Here is a 24,362-nt window from a genome sequence, read left to right on the forward strand (position 1 = left end):
ATGCATGCATCTTCCTAATTGAAATGAAAAAAATCTGCTGAATAGACACATTTCCCATTTACAAACGTTTTTATGATAAAAGGATATCCGTCAAAAATTTTCACAAGAAGCAAATCTGCTTCTTTTCCGCATTCTATAGAACCCAGCTCTTTATCGATTCCCATCGCCTTGGCAGGATTTAGGCTCGCCATATTTACTGCTTTTGGCAAACTAACGGTATTTTCATTTACCAATTTAAAAACTGCATGTAACAAGGAAGATGGTAGGTAATCAGAACAAATGATATCTACAAGTCCTAATTTTATAGCATCGGATGCTCTTAAATTATTATCGTGTGATACTCCTCGAACCACATTCGGCGCACCAACGCAAACTAAGAGATTGCTCCTCTTGGCATATTCAGCAGTTTCAATATTTAGAGGGAATTCACTAACGGTTACTCCATATGTAAGTGCCTCATCAATTTTTTCAATAGAATCATCATCATGAGAAGCAATTGAGATCCCTTGACTGAGTGCTAAATGGGCTAACGCTCTAACCTTGTCCCAATCAATGCTTTCTTGTGTCTTGATTGCATTCTCTGTTATTTTTTTAACCTCATCTTTATCTACACCTTGATTCTTCATGACATATGCCTCGAATGACCCAGGCTTCTTGTATTGACCTTGGCCTGGGGCGTGATTCATAAAAGACAAATAGTCGACTATTCCACTTTGTATTAATTCGTTGGCTAGTTCAATGCCTGCGAGATGTATAAGTTCATAGCGAAGATGTACGCGATGTCTGATCATTGACCTTTGATTGCGATAATTTATTAAATTTTCGAGTAAATTAACTAATAGATTATCTCCCCGCAAACTCAACCCAACTCCCAAGGAAACGGACTGATACATCGTAGTAATACCGTTCCCTGCAAGTTTCTTATCTAGCTCATATATGGCTAAATCCATTGGATATAATGTATTAGGTCTTGGTTGAACTTCTTTTTCGATTGCATCACAATGTATATCAATCAAACCTGGCAATACATACATATCTGTAGCATCGATTACCTCGTGTTTATCGTCTATCAATTCACGAGATACTTCTTCCCCATATATGCCTTGAATTTTCCCTTCACTTATGTAGATGTTTCCCCTTTTAACCTCATCAGGAAACACAATTGATGCATTCAATATCCATTTGCCGTACCCCTGTTCAACCATTTCAAACCTCCGATTAATAAGCATTTTATGAATAGATTTTTCAAATACAAGCAATTCGCCGCATCATCGATCCGTTACAATTGATAATATAATAACCCGTATAATTACTCAATGGTCATCCCCTTATTACCCTGTCGGATCCGAAATTTTTTTGTACTTCTGCGCGTAAAAAAAGCCGCATTCTATGCGACTTTGAAAGTACTCATATGTTTGCCCTGTGACAAGTTAGGTGCGCAAAATGGACGGGATGCGTCGGTTCAGCATACTTTCGAATATTTATCGACCCCGGCAATCTTTTTACCCACTTCAGATCGAGATGTGTAGATTCTCAATAAAATCGATGATTGGTTCAGGATTCTCCAAGCTGTGCGGATGATGGCCGATCCCTTGCTTCATAATAGTGATGATTGTTCCGCCGAGATTACGATAGAGCTGATCCAGCTTTGTGCCATTTTCCGAGAATGGGACGACATCATCTACATCGCCAGCAACCTGAATGATGGGAATTCCTGCTTTCACAAGCTTCTCCACGCTGCAGGAAGGAAAGATTTCGTAAGTTGCAGCCTTTTCCTCGGTTAAATTGAAGATTGCCAAGCACTCAGCCCAACTGACTGGGTCACCACAACCTTCTCCTTTGCCACCCGGCCAGCTGCGAATATCTAATACTGGCGCATCGAGATACAGGGCAGTCACATGCTCAGAGTATGCGGCTGCATAGCGTACTGCATACAGCCCTCCACGGCTGAAGCCGAACAACACTGGCTTAGCAGCCAAGTTGAAATGCTCCATTACGCTTACACGGAATGAATCCATATGGTTGAGAGCGTAGTCGCAACCGTACATATGACTTAGCCGACAATATGCGATATGCCAGCCTCTCTCTACCAGCGCGAGATCCGCGTTTGCAAAACAATCAAAAAACTCCGTTCTCCATATCCAAGGTCGTCCGGGTGCCGCAGCCTTAGGTGCAACAACGATCGCTTCTCGCCCTCTTACATAGAAGTCCGTACGGACATAACCGTTCCAATCACTTTCTCTCATATCATACGGCACATACAAGCTATCTACATTATACCTAGTCACTTCGACGATTTGACTGCGAAGCGAATCCGCCTGCTCAATCGCTTCATTCAGCGGGAGTGCATCAGCTTTGTCAGGGTTCGAGTGACCGACATGTTCCTTCCATCCCGCGCTAAGCAACCGATGGCGCTTTAGTACATGCTCAAACCACGGAATACTGGCCGGAGTATTCACAAACTCGGGGGTACGCTCAAGCGTTACATTGAACATTCGACTCAGTAGAGTCCTAGCCATGACCCAGTGCCCGGAGGCGGCGGGATGTATGCCATCCCCGCTCACAAACTCAGGATTGTAAGTACGAAGTATCTCCCACTCCTTCATTAGAGGATCGTAGATATTGATTGCGGCATCTACCTCGCCATTATTGCCTAAGGTCATTATCCAATTAGCGTATTGGCGTAATATCTCGTTATAGCAGGGATACGGGTATTTCCAGCTATAGGAATCAGTAGCCGAATCAGTAAAATTCATCTGTCTCAATTTGGCTTCGTGGTCATAAGGTGGCGGGGTCATCACAATTACTTTCTCTGCCATTTGCCGCGCCAGTCGAACGGCCGCTAGCATTCCATCTTTATAAGCTTGGAACCGCTCCTCGGAGAAAGGCTGATAGATGCCGTCGTTCATACCATAACACAATACCACCCAATCGGGTTTACTCTCACGAAGTGCTTCATTTATACGACTATGCAAGCATGGGCGGGGCCAAGGATGCTCGGCTTCGGTTAATCCTGATACCGTCTCACTGCTCACTCCTAAATTGATGAACATTAACTCAAGCTCTGGTTGATGCTGCATGAAATAACCATCCATAAATGCAATATATAGGCCGTTATCTGTAATGCTGTCTCCCAAAAACACGATCCTTTTTGTATGCGGAATTTGGCTATCTTTTTGAAGTAAAGTCTTCAACTTTAGTTACGCCTCCTCATTTAATCCTATGGGTGTAAGATTACATGTGCTTAAATTTATTTGATCGCGGATGTTACGAAGCAATAGATATCCATATAGTAACTGAACTGAATTTTTATCGAAAGGGGGCATTTATAAGTCATTGGTGAGTCTTCTTAATGAGTTTAAGTCTTCTTCGCATTAATTATATGGCAACTCTAAAATCGCAGAAAGCAAAAAGCCGGCCGGGCCTTTGCGTTAATTGATAAATGGATTTTTAGAACCCCAAACAGTAGCAACCGAGGAAGACAAATCTGTCCGCGACTGCTACTGCTGTTTAGATCCACATGAATGATGGGATGGATAATATCGGTAAATATATACTTCATATCTTAATATAGGCGATTGGACTGGTCTACAATCTGTTTTCGATCTGTCTGTGGCTCTCCATACTATCCATAACATCGTCCAGATCATCGAATACAAGCTTAATGACCATAACCTGCGAGACGAATTCATTAACCGGAATGTCAGATAAGTGCAAATAATCCTTCTCATTGGCCAATGTGGGCATCTTCTCTACGACTGCCTTAACTACGCTTCCATTATTTAGCAAGATTGCGCTATGGGGCATGACCGAGACAGGATTCAGAATGATGCCAGAGCTCTGGGGTGTCGGTACCAGATGGACATACAGCGTGCTTCCTTTGCGGGTAAACATCAAATCGTTTCTTCCGAATACGGCCGAGATCGGCTCCGCCCCTTCATATGCCTCTTTCACCGACTGATACCACAGTCCAACTTCCCAGACAATGTGAGCTCCAATATCAGGAATCGTGCCATCGGCTTTCGGTCCGACGTTGAGCACGTAATTGCCGCCCATCGCCATAATCTTGGCAATGCTCTGCGTCAGGAACTGCTGCGAATAATAATCCTCGGTCTTCCGGTATCCCCAGCTTTGCCTGCCGATCGATTGGACAGCCTCCGTTGGCTTATCAAATTTCCACCCTTCCGGAACATGGCGCTCCGGCGTGGAATAGTCGCCTTCGTCAAAGCCTCTGTCGTTAATCAAGATGCCGGGCTGCAAGCGACGGATAATGGCGTTGAGCGACGGATCGTGAATTCTCGGCGGGATGTCCCAGAAGAAGCTGAAGATTTTACCGTAATTCGTGCATAGCTCCGTGATCTGATTTTTGACAAAATCAATATACCGGTCCATATCCGGCTCGTCTTCCGGCACGGGCGGCACTTGGTGGGAGCTTAGCGGGTTGTAGCTGTTAGGGTGATGCCAATCTGGAATCGAATAGTATAAGCTAAGTCCCATCCCCCTTCGCTCGCAAGCATCCGCTAACATAGCAAGCGTATCTCGTCCGTAAGGTGTATTGGTAATTTTGAAGTCCGTGTATTCCGTATCCCACAAGCAGAACCCGTCATGATGCTTGGTCGTGAAGCAAATGTATTTCATCCCGGCTTGCTCCGCCAAGTCGATCCACTTGTCTGGATCGAAGCGCTGCGGATCGAACTGCCCTTGCAGCGCTTGGTATTGCCGCTTATCCATCCCTTGCCGCATCTGAATCTGTTCATGCCAGCCGGGAATTGCGTATAATCCCCAGTGAATGAACAAACCGAATCTTCGTTCACCGAATCCCAGACTAGCATCGCTTGCTTGCGCTTGTTGTTCCATTCTTTTGTACCTCCAGCGGATGATTATGAGGCGTCGATTAATTGGGGATTTCTATCCCTTCAATCCACCAACACGGCTCCGATTCTTATCCAATTTCCTTCAGACTGCGGCTGCTTCTCCTGCAGCACTTTTATCTTAAGCACATGCTCGCCAGGATCAAGATTATGGTCAAGTATGCAATAACCAGCTCTGGTAAAGTTCAGTGCATGTTTATCCCAACTGGATTGTCTTCGCGCCTTGCTCCCATCCACGCTCCACTCGATATCACCCGAATCTGGTGCGATTAACCAATATAAACCGATGGATCCGCCTGTAAACTTATACTGGAGTTCCGCGCCCGGAGTTCCGCATACAAGCATATGCGGATATCTTCTTGCTAGCGAGCTACTGTCCTTCTCCCATGGTTCCTGGAAAAGCTCCCATGCATCAACCAGTCTCCCCTTGTCACAAGCCCTAGAGGTTACATAATCATCCAACTTCCTTTCCCTCGAACCCGGCGCTATGCATTCTGAAAGAAATCTCTGCATTTCATCAGCATACAGCCTATAACCTTTATCCGAAGGATGCACCGCATCGGGCAGAAGTTCTTCCCACGTACTCAAACCGGTTCCAACGTATTGCCATAATTTTTTCCCCAAATTAATAGACGGGATTTCATAATAGTCGGCAATTTTTTGATGCAATACGACAGTACGGGGGGCAATATCGAACTCATATGTCTCAGCCATATTCTTGGTTATTGTATATACGAATACTAGATCTACATGGGCATTATGGTGCCAAATCTGCCGCACAATTCCTTCCATGGAGCGCAATATCAATTGTTCATCCTTGGCATGATCATTAACGGCAAATTCAATGAATACCAAATCAGGCTCTCCCCTCAGAAGATCTGTCCGGCATCTGTAGGCTCCAAGGTCCGAACCGGTACCTCCTATAGCAGCCTGTATTTCAGCAATTTCGCAATCCGGATAACGCTGTCTGAACCAGGATGTAGTCAATGCCCTCCAACTACTCTTGGATGGTTCGGAAGCGCCGCTTCCTTCAGTAATCGATCCCCCAAAATATCCTATGGTCAATTTTCTTTTTTCATTAATCGCATGGAATGTATGATATAAAGATTTGTCCATTTCTTCTTATCACTCCATTCACCACATACATCCCTAGGAAGCCTTTAGGTTTCTAGCCGCATCATGTGGTTTTAATCTTAATAACAATCTTTTTAACATGGCTGGAACCATCTAAATGACATTTAACCTTATGACCATCCGCTGGAAAAAAGAAAATGTATAGTCCTGACGTCGCTTTCAATAGCTGTCTGTATTCTCCACTATAAAACTCACAATCATTGTCAGGATTGTAATCCACTATGCTGGCGAGTTCTTCGACTGGCGCCCAAAATATGCATTCTTGACCCATCAGCGGTACATGCAGATCAATATATTCCCGATGGCTTTCCCATTTCATCTCTTGAGGTGAAACGGTGTCATATTCAAATACGCTGGCGTAAATACGGTTCCCGTCAATCTCATAACGACCATTCTCCATCTGGTCTGAACAGCCGGATAAAAACGCCATTATTTTAGCCATTCCCGGGATCAGACTTTCATAACTTTGCAGTTGCTTGATACTGTCTACTATCATGTTGTCACTCCTTCTTTAAAGCTAGCGTTAGATTAGGAAGTCCCGACGATTTCATTGCAATGGTCACGCCTGTATGACCGCTAGGAACCACTACTGGCGCGCGCAGCCCGCCAAGCGATATGACGTCGCCCGCAAACAGGGTTGAACCATAACCGATCATCTCGATCACATCTTCCGCCTTGCAGATATAATCCTCGTACTTGGCTTCCAACACCTGTTCTCCGTCAATATTAAGAGACACAGTCATCTGTGCCAGCTCGTTCTTCGAAAGAGGTGTAACGACATCAGAGGTCATATTACAGCCGTCGGCCCATTTTGCATAAATTTCCGGCATTGCGCTCTCCCTTGGAAGCGCCGGGTGTACGACCTGCTGCGAGAGTCGCTTGTCTGTAACGCTAACCAGAGGAACATAGCCAAGTATACAGTCGGACAAATTTTCCTTGTCTGCCCATTTCATTGTCTTACCGATCACTACGGCTATTTCGGCGGTTACGTACAGTTCTTCCTTTTCATCAGGCCAATAGGAAGTTCTGCTGGAAAGGGCGGAAGCTACACTCCATAGATAACGCGGGATTGGCGATGCCTGGCAGCCATGCTCCAGAGCGCTTGCCTGCGTGTTCGCGTAAGTGATAACAAAGTTTCGCGCTTTCCCCAAATTCCATTCTTCAGCTTTCATTGGCTCGGAAGCGTTGAATTGGCCTCGTTTCTCCTCGATTTCCTCATCATCCAGATAAATGACTTTATTTCGTAGAACACCCAGTTTTTCGATCTCGCATTCCACCTCAATTTCACGGCCAACGTGATGATCCATATCAACCCCAATGCCATCCTTGCCATTGGCTCCCATATGAATGACATCGCCGGGAAGCAGTTCCATGAATGAGCTGAAATAAGCAATTGTTCGCTCAACGCCCACCAGCGTAGAACACGTATTGGCTCGATCCCGAAGCATGCCGTTCGTCCTTGTGTACAGCATGAGATCGTACGGATGTCCGACTTCGTCCTTGGTCACGAGATACGGTCCCAACGCGCAGCTGATATCGGTGTTTTTGTGCGTCCATCCATAAGTCATAATGGAAATCGGATCACTATGTTTACCCATTTCTCCGTACTTCACATTGTAATACCCGTGTGCGGTATCCGAGACCACCGTATATCCCGCAACGTAAGACATCGCTTCCTCCACGGGTATGTCTTTCCCGGCTTTACCTATAATCACGCCCAGTTCTGCATTAAAAGACATACTCACACTTTTTCCCTTTGGTCTTCTAATGACAAATGGCTCACCATTCCCGATCGCGCTCCCCATATGTCGTTGATGCGCCTGCGGCAGAAGATTGATGTGCCTGATATTGACGTGATTACGACTGAATCCAGGGCAGTTGCCCACGATTCCCAGCAGAAGTCTCGGGTCGGGAACCGGCGGCAAGAGCTTCACATCTTTCAGCAGATGACCCGCTCTGGCCAGCACCGAAAAACCGTCTGATTGCTCAACAAATCTTTCTGTGAAGCCAACCAACTTTCTAAGCGTGTCCATCCCTTCTTCGCCTAGTTCCAGAAACTCCTTCATCGTCAAAGGCCATTGCTTCGGGGAGAGAAAGCGAGGCATACTGAACTGGTATCCTGATGTTTTGGCAACTGCGAAATGGATGATATCAGCTTCAGCCTTGCCAGGCTCTATTAGCAGTTCATCGCCTGTTACCGGGTGAAGGAGCAAAAAACCGAATCGTTCTTGACCGTCAACCAAAAAACTTGCGAGCTTCATAGAAGTACCTCCAATTCTAAGGGTGTTCCATTTTTCAACTGAAATGATTTCATGCTTTTTCTCCTCTCAAACTTTCAATCAGAAAAGCCAGGGCGTGCATGCAAAACACGCCCTAGCAAAATTTCATGCTATGCGCCGGCGCTATTCAATTCCAGCTTCCAAAGCCGATTTCTCAAATCGGACCACTTGCAATCTCTGCGCATTATGTGAATTTGCAGCATATTGCACGGAGCGTCCGTATATCACATAGATATAGTCCTCATTGATAAAAATACTCGCATCCAGTATCTGATAAATTTGATGACTGTCTCCATCTTGAGGGCCATTTTGCGCCACTCCGCCTGTCGAAATATTCCGATCGACATCCAGCATGAAATCCCAATCTTTCCCATTAATGCTTTTGGCCATTGAAAGTCGCGTACGCGGCACTGCTGCTCCTCTTGATTCCGGCTTATTGTTTATCCAAACCATATACCATGTTCCCGGATTGTACGGATCCTCCCAAACATTAAAGGAACTGGCCACCGTCGGCATAGAAGGAATCGTATGAAATTCGCCCCATGTGACGCCGTAATCGGTTGATTCTGAATAACCCATATATCCCTCCGAATTAAGCTTGGAAAAATACAAACGCAATGATCCATCCGAGCAACTTACGATTTTCCCTTCCATTTGCATATATTTATCTGTTGCTAAATTGTAGTCACCCGCTGCCAAATCCTTCGTACTCGTCTGAGACGCCGTCCAGGTGTTGCCTTCATCATCGCTATAGTAAACGATTGTATACCCGGATCCCGTAACACTGGTAGTCGGCGAAGTGAAATTTCGAAACCCGACCGGAAGCAGAATCCTCATGGTTCCATTCGGCAGCTCGATTTCAGTGATTCCATTCACATGAACAATGGGAATCAATTTCCCGGCAGACGTCCAAAGATCGTCGTTATCCACCACTTGCCCGCGATTTACCCATGTCTTCATATCTGAAGAAGCTTTTGCGATAAAATCGTTCCCCACTTGTAAATAGGTTCCGTTTTTCAGTTGAACGATGACTCTGTAGCTACCCGAATTATTCAATCCCGTGTATTCGTTGCTACTCTGCCAAGTTTCTCCGTTATCATTGGAGACGTATTGCCCGCTATTACCTGCCGCAAGAACAAGCATGTTGCCAGATTGCTCGATATCACCGTAAGTCGTAAATACGTTTTCATCAACCGTGTATTCGATAACCCCATCTGTAACCTCTCCGCCACTAGGAAACTCCATATGGATTTCATCTACAAGCATAGTAGCGTTGTTGGCATACAGACCACTTCTGCCATACCAATCTCCATCGCCGTCTATCTCATTCTCAAGCGAAAGGACTGTATTTCCGTTAATGCTTAGCTCAGCGCTATGATCAAGCAATGTAAGTTCAATGTTGTAATACAGATTGGTTTGAAACGGATAGGTTGCGCTGTAGAACCTTTTTATTTCGTAGTCTGGCCCTCGGCTAAATTCGACATACCACTTGGATGCATCTACGTCATACCCTGCTTTCAGGTATGCTCCGCCAATCACATATCTGGCAAGCAGTCCAAAATTGGCGCTCGATCCAAAATCTTTTGCCAGGATTTTTGCGCTAATCGTTGGATTCATCTCAAAACCGTGCAGCCAGGTATAACTATAGCCGGATGCAGCCGTGTTGCCATAAACGCTGCCATAGACGTTGCCATAGACCTTTGTATCGTTCTCGTCCATGACGATCCATTGATCGGAAGCAGGTTTCTCGACCCAATGACTTGGGCTTTCTCCAACCGCTTCATCCTCAAAAGTATCGTGATACTCAGCAGCACTCGTTGGTTCGGCCTCAGCCTCAATGCCTCTTAGCATAACATTGTCGAAATACCCATCTCCGGTCGTCCGCAACGCCGCATAGCCATAATCGGATATCGTATCAAATTCCTCTTCCGTATAAGTAAGAATTTGAACATCATCGAAATAGACAGTAAGTAGATTGGACTGCCTGTCGATATTTACTCTTAAATTATGCCAATGATCCAAGATATCGCTTTCGCTCAAGCCCAATGCCGCAATTTCAGTAACCGGTAAACTTTGAGCGACAATATATGAGCCTTTTGTGCTGTTTCTTTCCGTATATTTATTAATAATCACTTCATACGCATCATGGCTCGATTGCTGCTTGGTCGTAAACCGTACCAAATACGTCGTTTCCGCGTATAGACCAACAAAAAAACCGGCGTACGTATTTTCGCTTAATTTGATGTCGCTTTGTATGCTTGCGATTTTAGACATCTCTGCATCTATGGCTGCCGTGTTATTTTTATTCGTTCCGTCCGTTCTCTTATTATCAGAATAGAACGCACCGTCCTTCAGTATCCAAGGACTGTAGAACCCATCCATATCATAACGATAGGTGTATTTGCCGATATCGACATAATCGTCATAGAGAAGGACGTCATACTGGGATAAATAGGGGTATTGCAATTCTTCCATTTTCTTAAGAATCAAAAACATTTTGTTTCGAAGCGCCGCCGAGTCATAACCGGCCGCATCATACAATGACAAATCTGCCGCGGTAAAACCCATGAATTGAGCTTTTAGCTCACGGATCATTGGACTGTCTGCGACAGTTAAGCTGTCTATCGTCACTGCAAGCACATCATCCGCAATCGCTTTTACCTCTTGGAGACGGTCATGCACGAAAACAGGAAGTTCAGCAGTCACACCGCCGTACGATACAGTGACAGTCTGATTGCCTGGTTGATCAGGGTCATAACCCGATAACATAGCAGAAGTAAGAGGCACAATTTCTCCCGGCTTCTGGGAACCATACGATACAAACAAGGATAAATTCCCAATATTCAGGGATTGACCCAAATCCGCTTCCAATACACCAGCATCGGGCAGTCCCATAACAGCCAATGACGAAACGGCGTAACTGCCCCAATTCTCACATGGCTCTACGAGAAAATCGTCAGCCGTGCCGGAGACACTGATTGCCAGAATGCCGGCCTTACCCGGATCTTTCGTCATTTCGTCAATGGTGTACACGACCTGGCCGTCAACAAAGAAACGCGCACGCGTACCGTAAAAGTCCATTCGCAGCGTTACTTCGTCGCCAAACTGATACCGCCTGTCATCCGTGCCGTTTAATGTAATCAGTGTCGTATTATTCCGAAGCCGGACGACACGCTCCGTGCCGCCTCCAGGTGCAGATACCACGGCCAAAAACATATCATAACCATTGAGCGCTCCAGTAGCTGAGGCAGGATTATACGCCGTGATTCCGATCCGGCTGGATGTCGTGCCGCTATTCATAGCTACTTTGGCTGAAACCGAGTAATTACGCCATGTCTCCGAACCCGCAACAAAATTAGCGAAGCCGCCCGTTGTGGCAAAGGTGTACTTCTCATTTTCAATCTTATATGTGTTGTTAGTAACCGTTGTTGTCCAGCCGCTTAAGGTGCCAGATGAAAAATCATCTGAAAAAGAAGTTGGCGGTTCGCCCCAATCCTCGCATGGTTCTACAAGAAAATCGTCAGCCGTGCCGGAGACACTAATCGCCAGAATGCCGGCCTTGCCCGGATCTTTCGTCATTTCGTCAATGGTGTACACGACCTGACCGTCAACAAGGAAACGCGCACGCGTACCGTAAAAGTCCATTCGCAGCGTTACTTCGTCGCCAAACTGATACCGACTGTCATTCGGTCCGTTCAATGTAATCAGTGTCGTATTATTCCGAAGCCGGACGACACGCTCCGTACCGCCTCCAGGTGCGGATACCACAGCCAAAAACATATCATAACCATTAAGCGCTCCAGTAGCTGAGGCAGGATTATACGCCGTGATTCCGATCCGGCTGGATGTCGTGCCGCTGCTCATGGCTACTTTGGCCGAAACCGAGTAATTGCTCCATGTCTCCGAACCCGCAACAAAATTCGTGAAGCCGCCCGTTGTGGCAAAGGTGTACTTTTCATTTTCAATCTTATGCGTGGTGTTATTGGCCGCTGTTGTCCAGCCGCTTAAGGTGCCAGATGAAAAATCTTCTGAAAAATAAGTCGATGACTCGGTGTTCTCTGCTGCATTAACGGGATAGGGGATTGCAAAAAACAAGGATAGCGCTAAAATCAAATTGAGTATTCTCATTCCCAGAACACACCTTTCGCGCACATCTTATATTTTTGGGAAGAAACAGATCGTTTAACTCTATCTGCTTCTTTCATTCAACCTAGTGTGACTTATAGTTATCATAGGTTTTCTGCATAATGGCGACTAAATCGTCTACCTTCATCGACTTTAAGGATTTCAAATATGCGTCCCATTCTTTATCGATATCGGATTGTCCTGTTACCCAGGAAGCTCTATACTTGCTCACTGTATTGAAAATATCCGTTCTCACTTCATTTAGCTTTGTCGCGTCTTTTGGGTCGAAATAAGGGCGCGGCCATACTTCATTGTTGATTACGCCTGCTTTATTATATAACTCGTAAGTTTCTCCCTTTACTTTATCAGCCGCACTCATCTTAATTTTTCCATTTTTATAATCCGATTCCAGAACTGCACCTGGAAGGTTGTTTTGAAAGTAGTTTCTAAACGTATTTCCAGCATATTTTGTAATGTCTTGCGACGGTATGGTATTAACGGTATAGACGCCGTTGTTCAAAGTCAGCCTCGGGTCCTCATTTGCGATTCCGTTATAAGTTTCCAGCGTGTTTTCCATAAGATAAAACTGATCAATAAAAGCCATCAGAATCTCCGGTTTTTTGCTATGGCTTGTCAGTTCGAATTGGCCTTTACTTCCGGTTATATAGGCTGGATTCAAATAAAATTTCGATTTGTATCCCTCTACAACCGGGGGCAGAATGGCAACGTATTGATTGGCGAATTTCCCGGCAGGATTCTTCGCCGTGAGAATACCGTATTTTGCTGTGCCGGCATCATTTTGTATTGCGCTGAAGGTCTGAGAGGATCCTGTAAAGTACTCATTCCACAGCCATTTCTTTGAATACCATTTTTGCATCGTTTTTATAAAAGCCTTGTATTCTTCCGTCGTAGGAGCGAAAATTACTTTTCCATCCTTCACATATATAAAATTCTCAAATGTGCTGTCTTTTGTAGGTATGCCCCATAGCGAGAGCCAGGCTTCCAGGTGTTCATACCCGGTTCCTGTACGGGCAAGGAGCGGAATTTCATCCGTCGGATCTCCGTTTCCATTTGCATCTTTCGTGGCGAAGGCTTCCATCACATTTTCCAGCTCTGCAAGTGTCTTTGGCACAGATAGTCCGAGATTATCGAGCCATACTTTATTTATCCATATCGGACTTTCCAAATACGTGCCGGGAACCTGGTTGACATATGGCAGTGAGTATATATTGCCATCCGGCGATGCTATTCCTTTTAGCATATCAGCATTTTCTCCGAGGATTCTGCTGTTGAATACAGGCATAACCTTCGGATCTTTCAGGTACTTATTCATGGGAACTAAGTACCCTTCCTTCGCGTACAAGGCCAAAAAGGTTTCATTCATGGCAGATGCGCCCATAATCGCATCTGGAGCGTCTTCCGTACCTAAAAGTACATTCAGCTTTTCAGTGGCGCCGCTCGCATCCGCGCCCAAGCTGATATACTTGATATTAACGTTCGTTTTCTCGGACAACTTTTTAAAGAACGAGGTTTGCTCCGGATTTTCGCCCTCCGTGCCGTTCAAACCTGCAATTGTAAAGGTGACGGGTTCCGGAAGAGGAAAGGTAATATCCGCCGTCTTTGCTGCCGAGTCTCCGGATGGGCTGTCCGCCGTCTCATTGGAATCTTTGGTGCAGGCCGCCGTTGACAGCGCAATGACCGGAACCATCGCCAAGGCTAACCATCTTTGCCTTTGTTTCGTACTCATAAAATAAACCCTCCTGTACATTTTTATATTGTGACGTTTTACCGTGCCCTACTGAACAACACGATCAAACATGATCACCGTCAGCCTTTTACTGCGCCTAACATAACGCCTTGTATCAGATATTTCTGCAGAAATGGATATAAAATGATCATTGGAACTGCGCCCACAAACACAACGGCGTATTTCATCAATGATTTCTCCATGAGTAGGTGGTATGCTTCTTCACTCGGCATCGTTTCCAGCAATGTTGTATCCAAGGTAGCAACCAGTTGCGATATGATAATCGTCAACGGCTGTTTGTCAGGAGTTCTAATGTAGATTAACGCTGTGAAGTAATCATTCCAATGGCTTAAAGCATAGTAGAGAAAAATGACCGCTATCATAGCTTTGGACAAAGGCAGCGCAACTCGGAAAAAAAACTGAAATTTGCTGGCTCCGTCAATGATGGCTGCTTCATAAAGGCTTTCAGGTATGCCTCCCTCAAAAAAGCTTTTCGCAATGAGCATATTGAAGACAGACAAGGCACCGGGAATGACTAATGCCCATATCGTGTCCACCATGTGCAGCGATCTGATCAGCATAAAGGTCGGAATAAGCCCCCCGCTGAATATCATGGTGAAAATAAAGAACATACTGATAATCCCGCGACCTGGAAGCGCTTTCTTGGACAAGGCAAAAGCAGCCGGCAATGTCACCGCAAGATTAATACATGTCCCCACTGCGGTATAAAGGATACTATTCGCATACCCTGTCCATATCTTCGGAGTGTGCACAAGCTTTTCGTAGGCTTCCAGATTCAGCCCGCTTGGAAGTACAAATACACGACCCAAAAAGATATCCGAGGGATTGCTCACGGACGCTATCAAAACAAACCACAGCGGATACAGCGCCATTACTCCTAAAACCAGTAAATACAACCTTACTGCATGATCAAAAATACGATCATCTAATCCAGGCTTGGGACTTCTGTTCAGAGTCGTACCTTTCATAACATCACCCCCTATTTAAAAAATGGACGTTTCGCTGAAACGCTTGGATAACCAATTGATAAGAAGCAGCATGACCAGATTAATACAATTGTTAAACAAACCCACAGCCGAAGCAAAACCATACTGCGCGCCCTGGATTCCTGCCTTATAGACATAAGTGGCGATAACTTCAGAAGACGAAATATTCAAATCCGTCTGCATGAGGAGCACTTTATCCACAGAAACACTTAAAATATGACCCATATGCAGGATTAACATCGTAACGATGACAGGCAGAATCCACGGGATTTGAATTTTCATCATCACTTTAAACTTATTCGCGCCATCGATCCGCGCTGACTCGACAATTGAAGGGTCGATGGAATTCAGAGCTGCCAAATACACAATTGCCGAGAACCCGACATGCTGCCATAGATTCGTGATTGTGTACATCGGAAGCACCAAATCGTTCCTTCCAAAAAAGCTAATAGCTTCCTGACCCATTAACCTTAGGAAGATATTGATTAGCCCTGTTTCTCCATTGCAAAACAGGTTAAGTATACCGATGACCAAAACACTTGAAAGCAAATGAGGCAAATACGTAAATGTCTGCGTAAATTTAGCCAATCGCTTGTTCACAGCGTTAAAAATCATAAGCGCCAGCAATATCGTAAACGGGAATGTTATCACATAGCTTACTACACTTAACAGAATCGTATTTTTCATGATGATGCCAAACCAGCCAGACTGAAAAAATCGGATAAAATTATCAAAACCGATCCAATCGCCTTTTAGATAATTAGCGCCGAGACGTGTCGTTTTAAATGCGATCTGCAAACCATACATTGGCATGTACGAAAATATAAAAGTTACCACTATTGCAGGAAGCAGCATGACATAAAACTCCCAATTTGACAAAAAGCCTTTTTTAAATTTTCTTGCAATTGGTACACTTGTTGTTTCTGTCATGAATATTCGTTTCCTTTCTTTTATGAATGTGTGTGAATGAATATAGGCCCATTCTATGCCGCGAAGAAAACGTTTTCAATCGTTAATAAGGAAACCTTAACCGCAGCAGATTAATTTTTATGCACATGCGAAAACGAAACCTCTTAAAATGAATAAGCGCTAATCAGCCTATTGCATCTGCGAGGAGCCGTACAAGTTAGTAGTAATCATGATTGTACCAGCTCCTCCAGATTGTTAATGGCTACAGCCGCTTCGCCTCTCCGAAATACCAATTTTTGTATTTCCCTACATAACTGGCATAAGAATAGGAGGGACTCAAACGAGGCCAGCCTCTTTCAACGCCCAGCTTGTCGAGACGGTATTGAAAATCTTCCAGCATGGTTTTGGTATTGCGCACGGCCCGGGGAGATTCACCCGTTTTAAGGCAATGTGCAGCCAAAGCGCCCGCAGCTTCTCCAATATTCCATTCGGTGGAATGAACGCGGAAGGAACCATTGGTAACGTGGGTCGTACCGATATTCTTACAGGCAGGAATCAGATTTTGAATTCGTACGGGTATTAGCGCTCCTAGGGGAAGCTGCTGCACCCAATGCTGGCCATGGACAGCTGAGGTAATGTTGGGCCCCCCGTCCTTTGACTTTTCATGAATGTCAATCCGGTAACCGGATACGCCTACGCTGTCAAAGTAATCAATGGGTCCGTCAGGGTGCATGTCAACACGGAAATCCTGTTCGCATATGGTAAACTCGGCTTGAATCCTGCGGCTTTCCCGGATATAGGGATGAGCGGCCAGACCATCACTTGTTTCAAATACGTCGGGTCTTGGCATAAGCCCTTTGAACCCAAGCTCGGTCTGCAGATAATAGACAAGCGAGAGAGAGAGCTCTTTCGCCTCCTCAAGCGCGGTTTGTTTTTCTGTTTGAGAAACACCGGCCAGTACGCGGTCACGATATTCATTCCCGTTCATTAGAACGGTCAGATCACTATTAAAGAAGGTCCGATCAAAATTATCACGGCAAAAATGCCTGCGGAAATTCCACATGCTTTGCCGGTAGGCTTCCACGTCATTTTCCGCAAAAAGCCCAGCCATCGCGCCGCTGCGTTCAGTCGTAGCTGTAATATGTGAAAATTTTGAATAGAATTTCTCATAAGAAGCAGGCTTGGGAATCGTGAAGTCCTTTTCCGGGTGATATGATAGTGCGATAAGATGCGTAAATGGCTGCTGTCTGAGAGGATCGGCCTCTCCTTCCAAAGCCAGGGGTTCGCCTGTCTGACTGATGCTTTCGGCGCCTGTGACATGCTCCGCCCCGCACATAGGCAGAAGATCGCCTAGTTCTGTTGCATCCACAATATATTTGGCCGTTATTGTCACCTGTTTACCATCGATGGATTGAAATTCCACTGCATCGATGAAATCACCGGTCATCGTAGTCTTGACAGGAGTAAGCCCTTTCAAGATGGACAATAATCCTGCCGACCGGTATGGAGCAAGCATTTCTTCCAACACTGCCTCGCCTACCCTCGGTTCAAAGCCAATGGCGCTTACCCAACACGCTCCCGGATTCAAGGTTAGATCCTGCCGGGCCTTTTCATTCATGGGATAGTTTCTGCGATAATACTCCCTGACCTTGCTTCGGAATGTCATGTAACTGGTGGTATGACCGAATTTTTCTATCCAAGGATGCTCGTCCATCGGCACGCCCTGCCCTGTTGCCTGACCGCCAATCCAGCCAGTCTCTTCAGTCATGATTACTCGTTTTCCCATCTTGACGGCGGACAGTGCCGCGGATACTCCTCCAAAGCTTGCACCTACAACCAGTATGTCTGTCTGATATTCCATTACTTGTTCTACCTCCTGTCGTCTTTCTGTCGTCATTATAGGACCCAACAGAACGGCGGAACAATCGGCTATTCAGAAACTGGCTAATTGTACGTACTATCTATTTGGCATAGGCACAAATGCAATCGGTCTTGAATTAGAATTCGTTATTGCCGATTGCGAACATCGCTTTTAGATGTATCCCAAGTGTTCTATTCATCCTTTTTATTCAATTCTTGATGAGCTATGCGATATGCACCTGGCGTGAAACCTGTTTCTTTTTTGAATGCCCTTGTAAAGTTTGTTACATCAACCTTGCCGATTTTTTGAACGATCACAGCGAGGTTATCATTTGTTGTGATTAGCAGTTCTTTTGCCTTTTCGATTTTAAGATGATTGACATACTCGGATAGCGTTTGCCCTGTATGCGTTTTGAAAATACTTCGCAAGTATTGAACCGACATCGAAAACTTATCTGCCAGTGAATTGATTTGAAATTCATAACTAAAACAATTTTCATTAATAAATTGCAAGATCTCTTCGAAGAATTGATCAGACTGATGTTTTTTGTGACTATTTAAAAAATCCGAAATTTTTTGAAAAACTTGTTCTATTAATTCAATCAAATCATCGATCGTCTGAAAGTGTTCGATTTCCAAAATATCAAAACCATAATCCAACGTATGGGAATAGGTTGTATCCAGTAAAACCGAGAGACGTTTAAAATATTGGATAATATCAAAACAAATGTATCTGCATGTGTAAAGCGTGCATTTATTCGTTTTAATATAGTTCATCATTTCGTAAAAACTTTTTTGCGCCTTTTCGATTTTCAATTCAGAGATATGTTTCTCAAATGATTCCAGCATTTCCGGAAGAGGCGTTTCTGCATCCGTTATATTTGATATCTGACTATACTCGATGATGCTGCCGATACTGTAAAGCATTTTATATTCCAGGGCTTCACGACTTTGCAAGTAAAGCCTTCCAATTAGTGATGGCTTTTCGTTTATGTCACTCACGCCAACAGTTGCCTGAACGCCTAAATCTAAAAGTTGTTGACGTATATTTTCGAATGCATGTATCAAATCACTGTAATTCTCCCTTTCCAAACAAAAGATACAGACAATCTGCTGATTAAAAAGCAGATTTTTGAATTGACGTTCTATCGATTTGGGGATATTCACTGCAATCGCATTTACAACAACTGAATACTCTATATCATTCAACTTATCGACATCTTCAATAAAAATGGATGCAATACAAAATTCACTCCTTGTAAAAATAACGCCAATGCTTTTTCCAGCAGAGTTTAAGCTTTGCAAGTTATTAAATGAACTGTTAAGTACATATAACAGGAAATTTTCATACAGCGCGTTTTCAGAGTGTTCCGTAAAATTGTGATATTCCACTTGAAGTTGGTTCAAATCGCCTATCGCTCTTTCTATGGTACCAAGCTCATCATTCCTTGTATTCGAATAGGCATTCAATTGCGAAACAATTTTCCGAATAGGATAATAATTGAACCTTAGTCCCAACATGATGATAATAGCGCCAATGACAAACATGAGAGCAGTAACAACGATAACCCAATCTTTTATTTCAATAAGACTTTTCATGGCATATTGCATATCTGTAATCTTGACATAATAATAACCTGTCTCATTGGAATGCAAGCCGATAATATACAGCTGGCGTCCGTCTGTCTGGATAGTATCCGAGAAATCTCCCTTATGATGCTTTAGGAGAGGGGTAATATGACTTAAGATAGTCCCCTTTGAATCGGGCACAAAGCTGCTCAACAATTGGAGGTCGTTATCGAATACAAGCACGTTTTCATTCACATTTTCTGTTACAGAGAAATTGAAGAGCTTTTTCAAGTTTTCATTGTCTATTACAAAAACAACGGTTCTTGAGGGATTAGAGAAATTCGGAGAAAGCGGTGAGAAATAAAAAATATACGAATGGTTATTTTGGCTGATAACCTGTCGTACATGTACAGATTCTGAATGGTTTAATAAATAATCAAAGTCATCCTTAGTCAAATCGCTGGATTCTATATAATTCGGCAATATTTTAGGAAAAAAAAATGTACCGGACGAGGAGAAAAGCTTATTGGATCCTCTCTCGTACAAAAATATATCGTTAAGTGGATCCAGCAGTCGCGTTAAAAAAGACAGCGTAGAAACGACGTCGGCTGAATTGTTTTTGATCTGAAACAACGTCAAGGAAGGGGAACTGTCGACCTTAGTCGTTAATCGATTTAATTCGGAAATTTTCACATCGTATACGTTCTTAACCGTATTTAATTTGTTAATATTGGAGGTGTAAATCTCTTTTTCAAATGAATGATAAATCGTCGAATAGCAGAATAAAAAAAACACTAAAATGGGTATAAATACTGCAAAACTGTAGAGCAGTATTGTTTTTCTGAATAAGGTGCTTCTAACCGAAAGAAAAAGTGATTTCATAACTCTCACCCCTGAAATATAATGTAGGCTGAAGCATCGTAATTGCATTTTTTGTCTTTTTTTTGAAAGCGCTACCATAAATTCTTTCACTTCTTTGCGCTTCAACAGTGGAAAAAGCGAGCATTACGCCCAGAAAAAATCCGGAAGCCTAATGCCCGCAGGGCAAACGTTATTGTAGATATACGATCAATTAAAAACACGTCGCCCGATGCCTTGTCCCAGCTCTGCACCTTGCGCGATCAAACGATGCTGCAACTCGCGAATATTCAGCTCGCGCACCGCCTTGCCTTGCTGAACGCTCATCGCCGCCGCAACTCCGGCCGCTTCGGCCTGCGCCATCTGTATCGGGATGACTCTTGTCGACGACATCGCCTCATGTGTTGCCGAAATCGGCCGGCCCGCTACGATGATGCCCTCCAGTCCCTTTGGCAGCAAGCAGGAGAACGGAATTTCATACGTGCTTACCTTTTTCGTATTTATGCCTTTATGATCGGGCGTATGGATATCCAAATGGTATCCGCCGAGACAGATCACATCGTCAAACTGTTTGCTTTCGATCAAGTCTTCTCCAGTAAGCACATAGTCGCCGATGATATGACGCGATTCCCGTATTCCGATTTGATGCGCCGTATCCAGTAGCCGAATGTGTTCGAAGCCGGGCGCATAAGCTTTGAGAAAATCGAAAATGTCTTTCATCTGCATCAAGCCGGCCACTTCTCCGTTCGAATAGCTCCGGTTGTCGTTCGGATTAACCCCTTCTACACGGCTCGAGACGACGATCATTTGATCGAACTTCGGGATGCAGACGCCGACCAGATTCGCACGCGGGAATGGAATCCCGCCTTGAACCGCCTGCTCGATATACTGCTGCAGACCGCCCAACACAAATACTTCCGCTCCGTCCATCTGATCGATCAACCCATGGACGACTTCGTCAGTCATCGAAAACGGACGGATTTGTGACGTATTCTCGCGGAAATAGGCGATCAGCGGCTTGAAATTAATTCCACTCACCCGGAACACGAGCGAGGACACCTGGGTTTTGTTGTCGGACGGGCGACCGTATACATAATCTGCACCTGCCCGTACCGCTGCGTCACCATCTCCGCTGCAATCAATCACGGTGCCGCATGACAAAAGTTGACTGCCTTCCTTATTTTGAATCATCACGCCCTTCACGCATCCGTTCTCGACGACCGTGTCCGTCAGCATGCTGTGCAAATAAAAGTCAACCCCGTCTTCCTTCAGCATTCGGGTGACCACATATTTGAACCAATGCGGATCTACGCCGAGGACATCGCTTGTAATCGGGTCCATATAAAATTGCGTTGCCGCTCCTATTTCTTGCAGTTTGGTTGCAATCTCGTAGGCGATTCCTTTGACGATCAGCTGCTGCCGATTGTTATGGAAGCCGAGCAGCGGCAAGCCAGGAATGACATTGCCCCCGACAAATCCGTTGTATTCGACGATCGCCGTCCTGGCTCCCGCCCGTGCTGCCGCCATCGCCGCAACGATTCCTGTCGCTCCGCCTCCGACGACAACGACGTCGTATGAATATTGTTTTAGCATAGACTTCTCCTCTTCGCACAAAATGCAGATTTTCGAAACACTGCTAGGCTATGCTTGAGCCGGATGCGAGCTTTGCCGGATAACAAGCTCGGGCTGCAGCACGACAATCTTGTTGCTGCGAACCGTTTCTCCGTTCATCATATCGAGCAGCAACCCTGCGGCGCCTGCGCCGATGTCATATGTCTGGAACTTGACCGAGGTCAGCTTCACCGGCATGCTCTCGCAAACGCCCGTATTGTCATAACCAACGACGAGGACGTCTTTGCCGACGATGAGCCCCTTCTCGTTAAGCGCTTCGCAAGCGCCTTTAGCAAGGCCGTCGTTAAAGCAAAAAATACCGTCCGGCGTTACGCCGCTCTCCAGCATCTCGCTGACGCTGTCGTAGCCTGGGCGCTCCGTATCGAACGTCGGCTCGAACACGACGAGCCTCTCGTCCATATCCAGCCCCGCTTCGGCAAGTGCACTCGTATAACCTTGATACCGCTCGTATGAGGTGGAATAAGCAGGACGCGAAATATAGGCGATGTTCCGACAGCCGTTGCTGATCAGATGCTTAACCGCCGCATACGCGCCGTAAAAATTGTTCGACACCACCTTCGGGGCTTCCACTCCGTCAATCCCGCGATTGCAGAAGACGATCGGAATGCCCGCCTCACGTAGCTTGCTGAACAGGTCTAAATCGGTATGTCCGATTATAGCAGGAACAATAATGATTCCCTGAATGCCCAAATCGATTAATTTGTTCATATAACTTGCCTGTTTCTCGGTCTGATTATCTGTATTACAAATAACTAGGTTAATGTCATGGCGGTTCGTTGTATCTTCAACTCCGCGTAAGATACCCGGGTATGTATCATGCCGGATATCCGGAATAATGAGCCCTACGGATCGGAACGCACTTCTTCGTGCATACTCCGCAGCGGGTGCTCTCTCCCCGGATACGTACGTACCGCTGCCATCTTTGGCGTATAAGTAGCCCTCGCCGATCAGCTCGGAAATCGACCGCTCGATCGTCGTCCGAGCAGCGTTGTATTGCTTGGCCAAAGCGTTGCGCGAAGGCAGGCGGACATGCGGCTCAAGCAACTTAATCTGCTCAATCAGCTTATGCTTCACTTCCATGTAGCGAAATTCATATTCTTTCAAACCCGTCTCCCCAATCTGTATGCTTCCTATTGATTTAATTGTAATTGATTAGGGAAGGGCATTCAACAGCCAGCAAGCGGATTACAAATTCGAAACCTGTGCGTTGTTACTTTGCAACAAGTTGTTGCTCCGATAAAACTCGGCAATGCGCGCCGCCTCCTCGGTTGTAAAACGCTTAAGTGGCGAACGGGCAAACGGCGTCTTCAACACACCTTGTAAGTGAAGTATTGCTTTCTCGTAAGGGATGACGTCAAATTGCAGCATATGGGCGATAACCTCGTTCGCTTGCGCTTGCAAAGCCGGCAGCTTACTCCATTGCCCTGTCGACGCAAGCGAAAACATATCCATATAAAGCGAAGGCATCATATTAAACGTGCTGCCGACGGCGCCGTCCGAGCCCATGAGCACCGATGCCGCATACACTTCGTCGTGTCCGTTCAAGATCAGGAAGCGCTCTCCGCACCTGTCGCGAATTTGCTGCATCTCGAACAGATTCATCGACGTGAACTTGACCCCAAGGCATTGCGGATGCCGAGACATTCTTTCGTAGAAATCTATGGTCAGACTAACCCCAGTCGCCCCGGGGAAATGATAAATCAGCATCGGAACAGACACGGCGGACATGATCGTCTCATAGTGCTCCTGCAATTCCTGTATGCCTGCTTTATAGTAAAATGGTACGACAGCGGATACCGCATCCGCCCCGGCCTTATCTGCATGCACAGCCAACTCGACACTATCCCGCGTGCTAATGCATCCGATGTGCGCAATGATCTTCACCCGCTTCGCCGTGGCGCCGATCACAGCCTCTAGCAACTTCTTGCGCTCCGTCATCGATAGCATGAACGCCTCTCCGGTGCTGCCCCCGACATAAAACCCGCTTACTCCGGACCGCAGTTGATGCCTGATAAGCGCTTGTAACGAATCGTAGTCGATATCCCCATTCTCGTTCATTGGTGTGACTAATGCCGTGTAGACACCTTTCATTTTAATACTGGTCGTCAAAGAAGCCACTCCTTTCAAGTAATTTTACAAACCTGTATTACAACTAAATCGAAATATACCAAACTATTGCCAATAAATCAATAGTTTTCTTCGAAACCTGTATTAAAGCAGTGCAGCATTGGACGCTGAAAGCCAGATCCATCGAGATGGCTATTCGCAAACTATTATGGTTATAAGAGCTATAGAGTAGGCCCATGCATAGTTGCATGGGCCTCTCACAGAACCGAACGTGCGGGTCATCGCATTCGGCTCCTCCAGCGCT

General features: G+C 45.4%; 15 protein-coding genes. All 15 read right to left on the reverse strand.

The window, feature by feature from the left end; translation table 11 throughout:
- Window positions 1–14 precede the first annotated feature (14 nt).
- The 15 genes from A8708_RS13710 to A8708_RS13780 all read right to left on the reverse strand — a co-directional run bounded on the left by A8708_RS13710 (window position 15) and on the right by A8708_RS13780 (window position 24,100).
- Window positions 15–1,205: an alpha-D-ribose 1-methylphosphonate 5-triphosphate diphosphatase gene (locus A8708_RS13710; protein WP_068664251.1), complete on the reverse strand. Its 1,191-nt coding sequence runs from the start codon at window positions 1,203–1,205 to the stop codon at window positions 15–17.
- 306 nt (window positions 1,206–1,511) lie between these two features.
- Window positions 1,512–3,194, reverse strand: a complete 1,683-nt coding sequence (locus A8708_RS34830; protein ID WP_082927492.1) for a GDSL-type esterase/lipase family protein — start codon at window positions 3,192–3,194, stop codon at window positions 1,512–1,514.
- Between the two features lie 394 nt (window positions 3,195–3,588).
- Window positions 3,589–4,857: an alpha-L-fucosidase gene (locus tag A8708_RS13720; protein WP_068664252.1), complete on the reverse strand. Its 1,269-nt coding sequence runs from the start codon at window positions 4,855–4,857 to the stop codon at window positions 3,589–3,591.
- A 59-nt stretch (window positions 4,858–4,916) separates the two neighbouring features.
- Window positions 4,917–5,987 (reverse strand): SGNH/GDSL hydrolase family protein, encoded by a 1,071-nt coding sequence (locus A8708_RS13725; protein ID WP_068664254.1) that lies wholly within the window; start codon window positions 5,985–5,987, stop codon window positions 4,917–4,919.
- Window positions 5,988–6,048: 61 nt separating this feature from the next.
- Window positions 6,049–6,501, reverse strand: coding sequence for a NanQ anomerase/TabA/YiaL family protein (locus tag A8708_RS13730; RefSeq protein WP_068664256.1), 453 nt, complete (start codon window positions 6,499–6,501; stop codon window positions 6,049–6,051).
- A 4-nt stretch (window positions 6,502–6,505) separates the two neighbouring features.
- Window positions 6,506–8,266 carry a fumarylacetoacetate hydrolase family protein gene (locus A8708_RS13735; protein WP_068664258.1) on the reverse strand — a complete coding sequence of 587 codons (1,761 nt, stop codon included), beginning with the start codon at window positions 8,264–8,266 and terminating at the stop codon, window positions 6,506–6,508.
- A gap of 141 nt (window positions 8,267–8,407) precedes the next feature.
- The gene (locus A8708_RS13740) at window positions 8,408–12,412 is read right to left on the reverse strand and encodes a sialidase family protein (protein WP_068664260.1); all 4,005 of its coding nucleotides are present in this window, start codon (window positions 12,410–12,412) and stop codon (window positions 8,408–8,410) included.
- Between the two features lie 82 nt (window positions 12,413–12,494).
- Complete coding sequence (locus A8708_RS13745; RefSeq protein WP_068664262.1) at window positions 12,495–14,156, reverse strand: type 2 periplasmic-binding domain-containing protein; 1,662 nt, start codon at window positions 14,154–14,156, stop codon at window positions 12,495–12,497.
- A gap of 80 nt (window positions 14,157–14,236) precedes the next feature.
- Window positions 14,237–15,145 (reverse strand): carbohydrate ABC transporter permease, encoded by a 909-nt coding sequence (locus A8708_RS13750; RefSeq protein ID WP_068664264.1) that lies wholly within the window; start codon window positions 15,143–15,145, stop codon window positions 14,237–14,239.
- A gap of 15 nt (window positions 15,146–15,160) precedes the next feature.
- Window positions 15,161–16,093 carry an ABC transporter permease gene (locus A8708_RS13755; protein WP_068664266.1) on the reverse strand — a complete coding sequence of 311 codons (933 nt, stop codon included), beginning with the start codon at window positions 16,091–16,093 and terminating at the stop codon, window positions 15,161–15,163.
- A gap of 241 nt (window positions 16,094–16,334) precedes the next feature.
- Complete coding sequence (locus A8708_RS13760; protein WP_068664268.1) at window positions 16,335–17,933, reverse strand: FAD-dependent oxidoreductase; 1,599 nt, start codon at window positions 17,931–17,933, stop codon at window positions 16,335–16,337.
- A gap of 191 nt (window positions 17,934–18,124) precedes the next feature.
- Complete coding sequence (locus A8708_RS13765; protein WP_204787529.1) at window positions 18,125–20,488, reverse strand: helix-turn-helix domain-containing protein; 2,364 nt, start codon at window positions 20,486–20,488, stop codon at window positions 18,125–18,127.
- Between the two features lie 81 nt (window positions 20,489–20,569).
- Complete coding sequence (locus tag A8708_RS13770) at window positions 20,570–21,952, reverse strand: FAD-dependent oxidoreductase (RefSeq protein ID WP_068664272.1); 1,383 nt, start codon at window positions 21,950–21,952, stop codon at window positions 20,570–20,572.
- 48 nt (window positions 21,953–22,000) lie between these two features.
- Window positions 22,001–23,095: a GntR family transcriptional regulator gene (locus A8708_RS13775; protein ID WP_068664274.1), complete on the reverse strand. Its 1,095-nt coding sequence runs from the start codon at window positions 23,093–23,095 to the stop codon at window positions 22,001–22,003.
- A gap of 81 nt (window positions 23,096–23,176) precedes the next feature.
- Entirely contained in the window at window positions 23,177–24,100 is a 924-nt protein-coding gene (locus A8708_RS13780) for an N-acetylneuraminate lyase (protein ID WP_239696674.1), read from the reverse strand.
- Between the last annotated feature and the right edge of the window lie 262 nt (window positions 24,101–24,362).

It is taken from the genome of Paenibacillus oryzisoli (genome assembly GCF_001653565.1).
GTDB lineage: Bacteria > Bacillota > Bacilli > Paenibacillales > NBRC-103111 > Paenibacillus_E > Paenibacillus_E oryzisoli.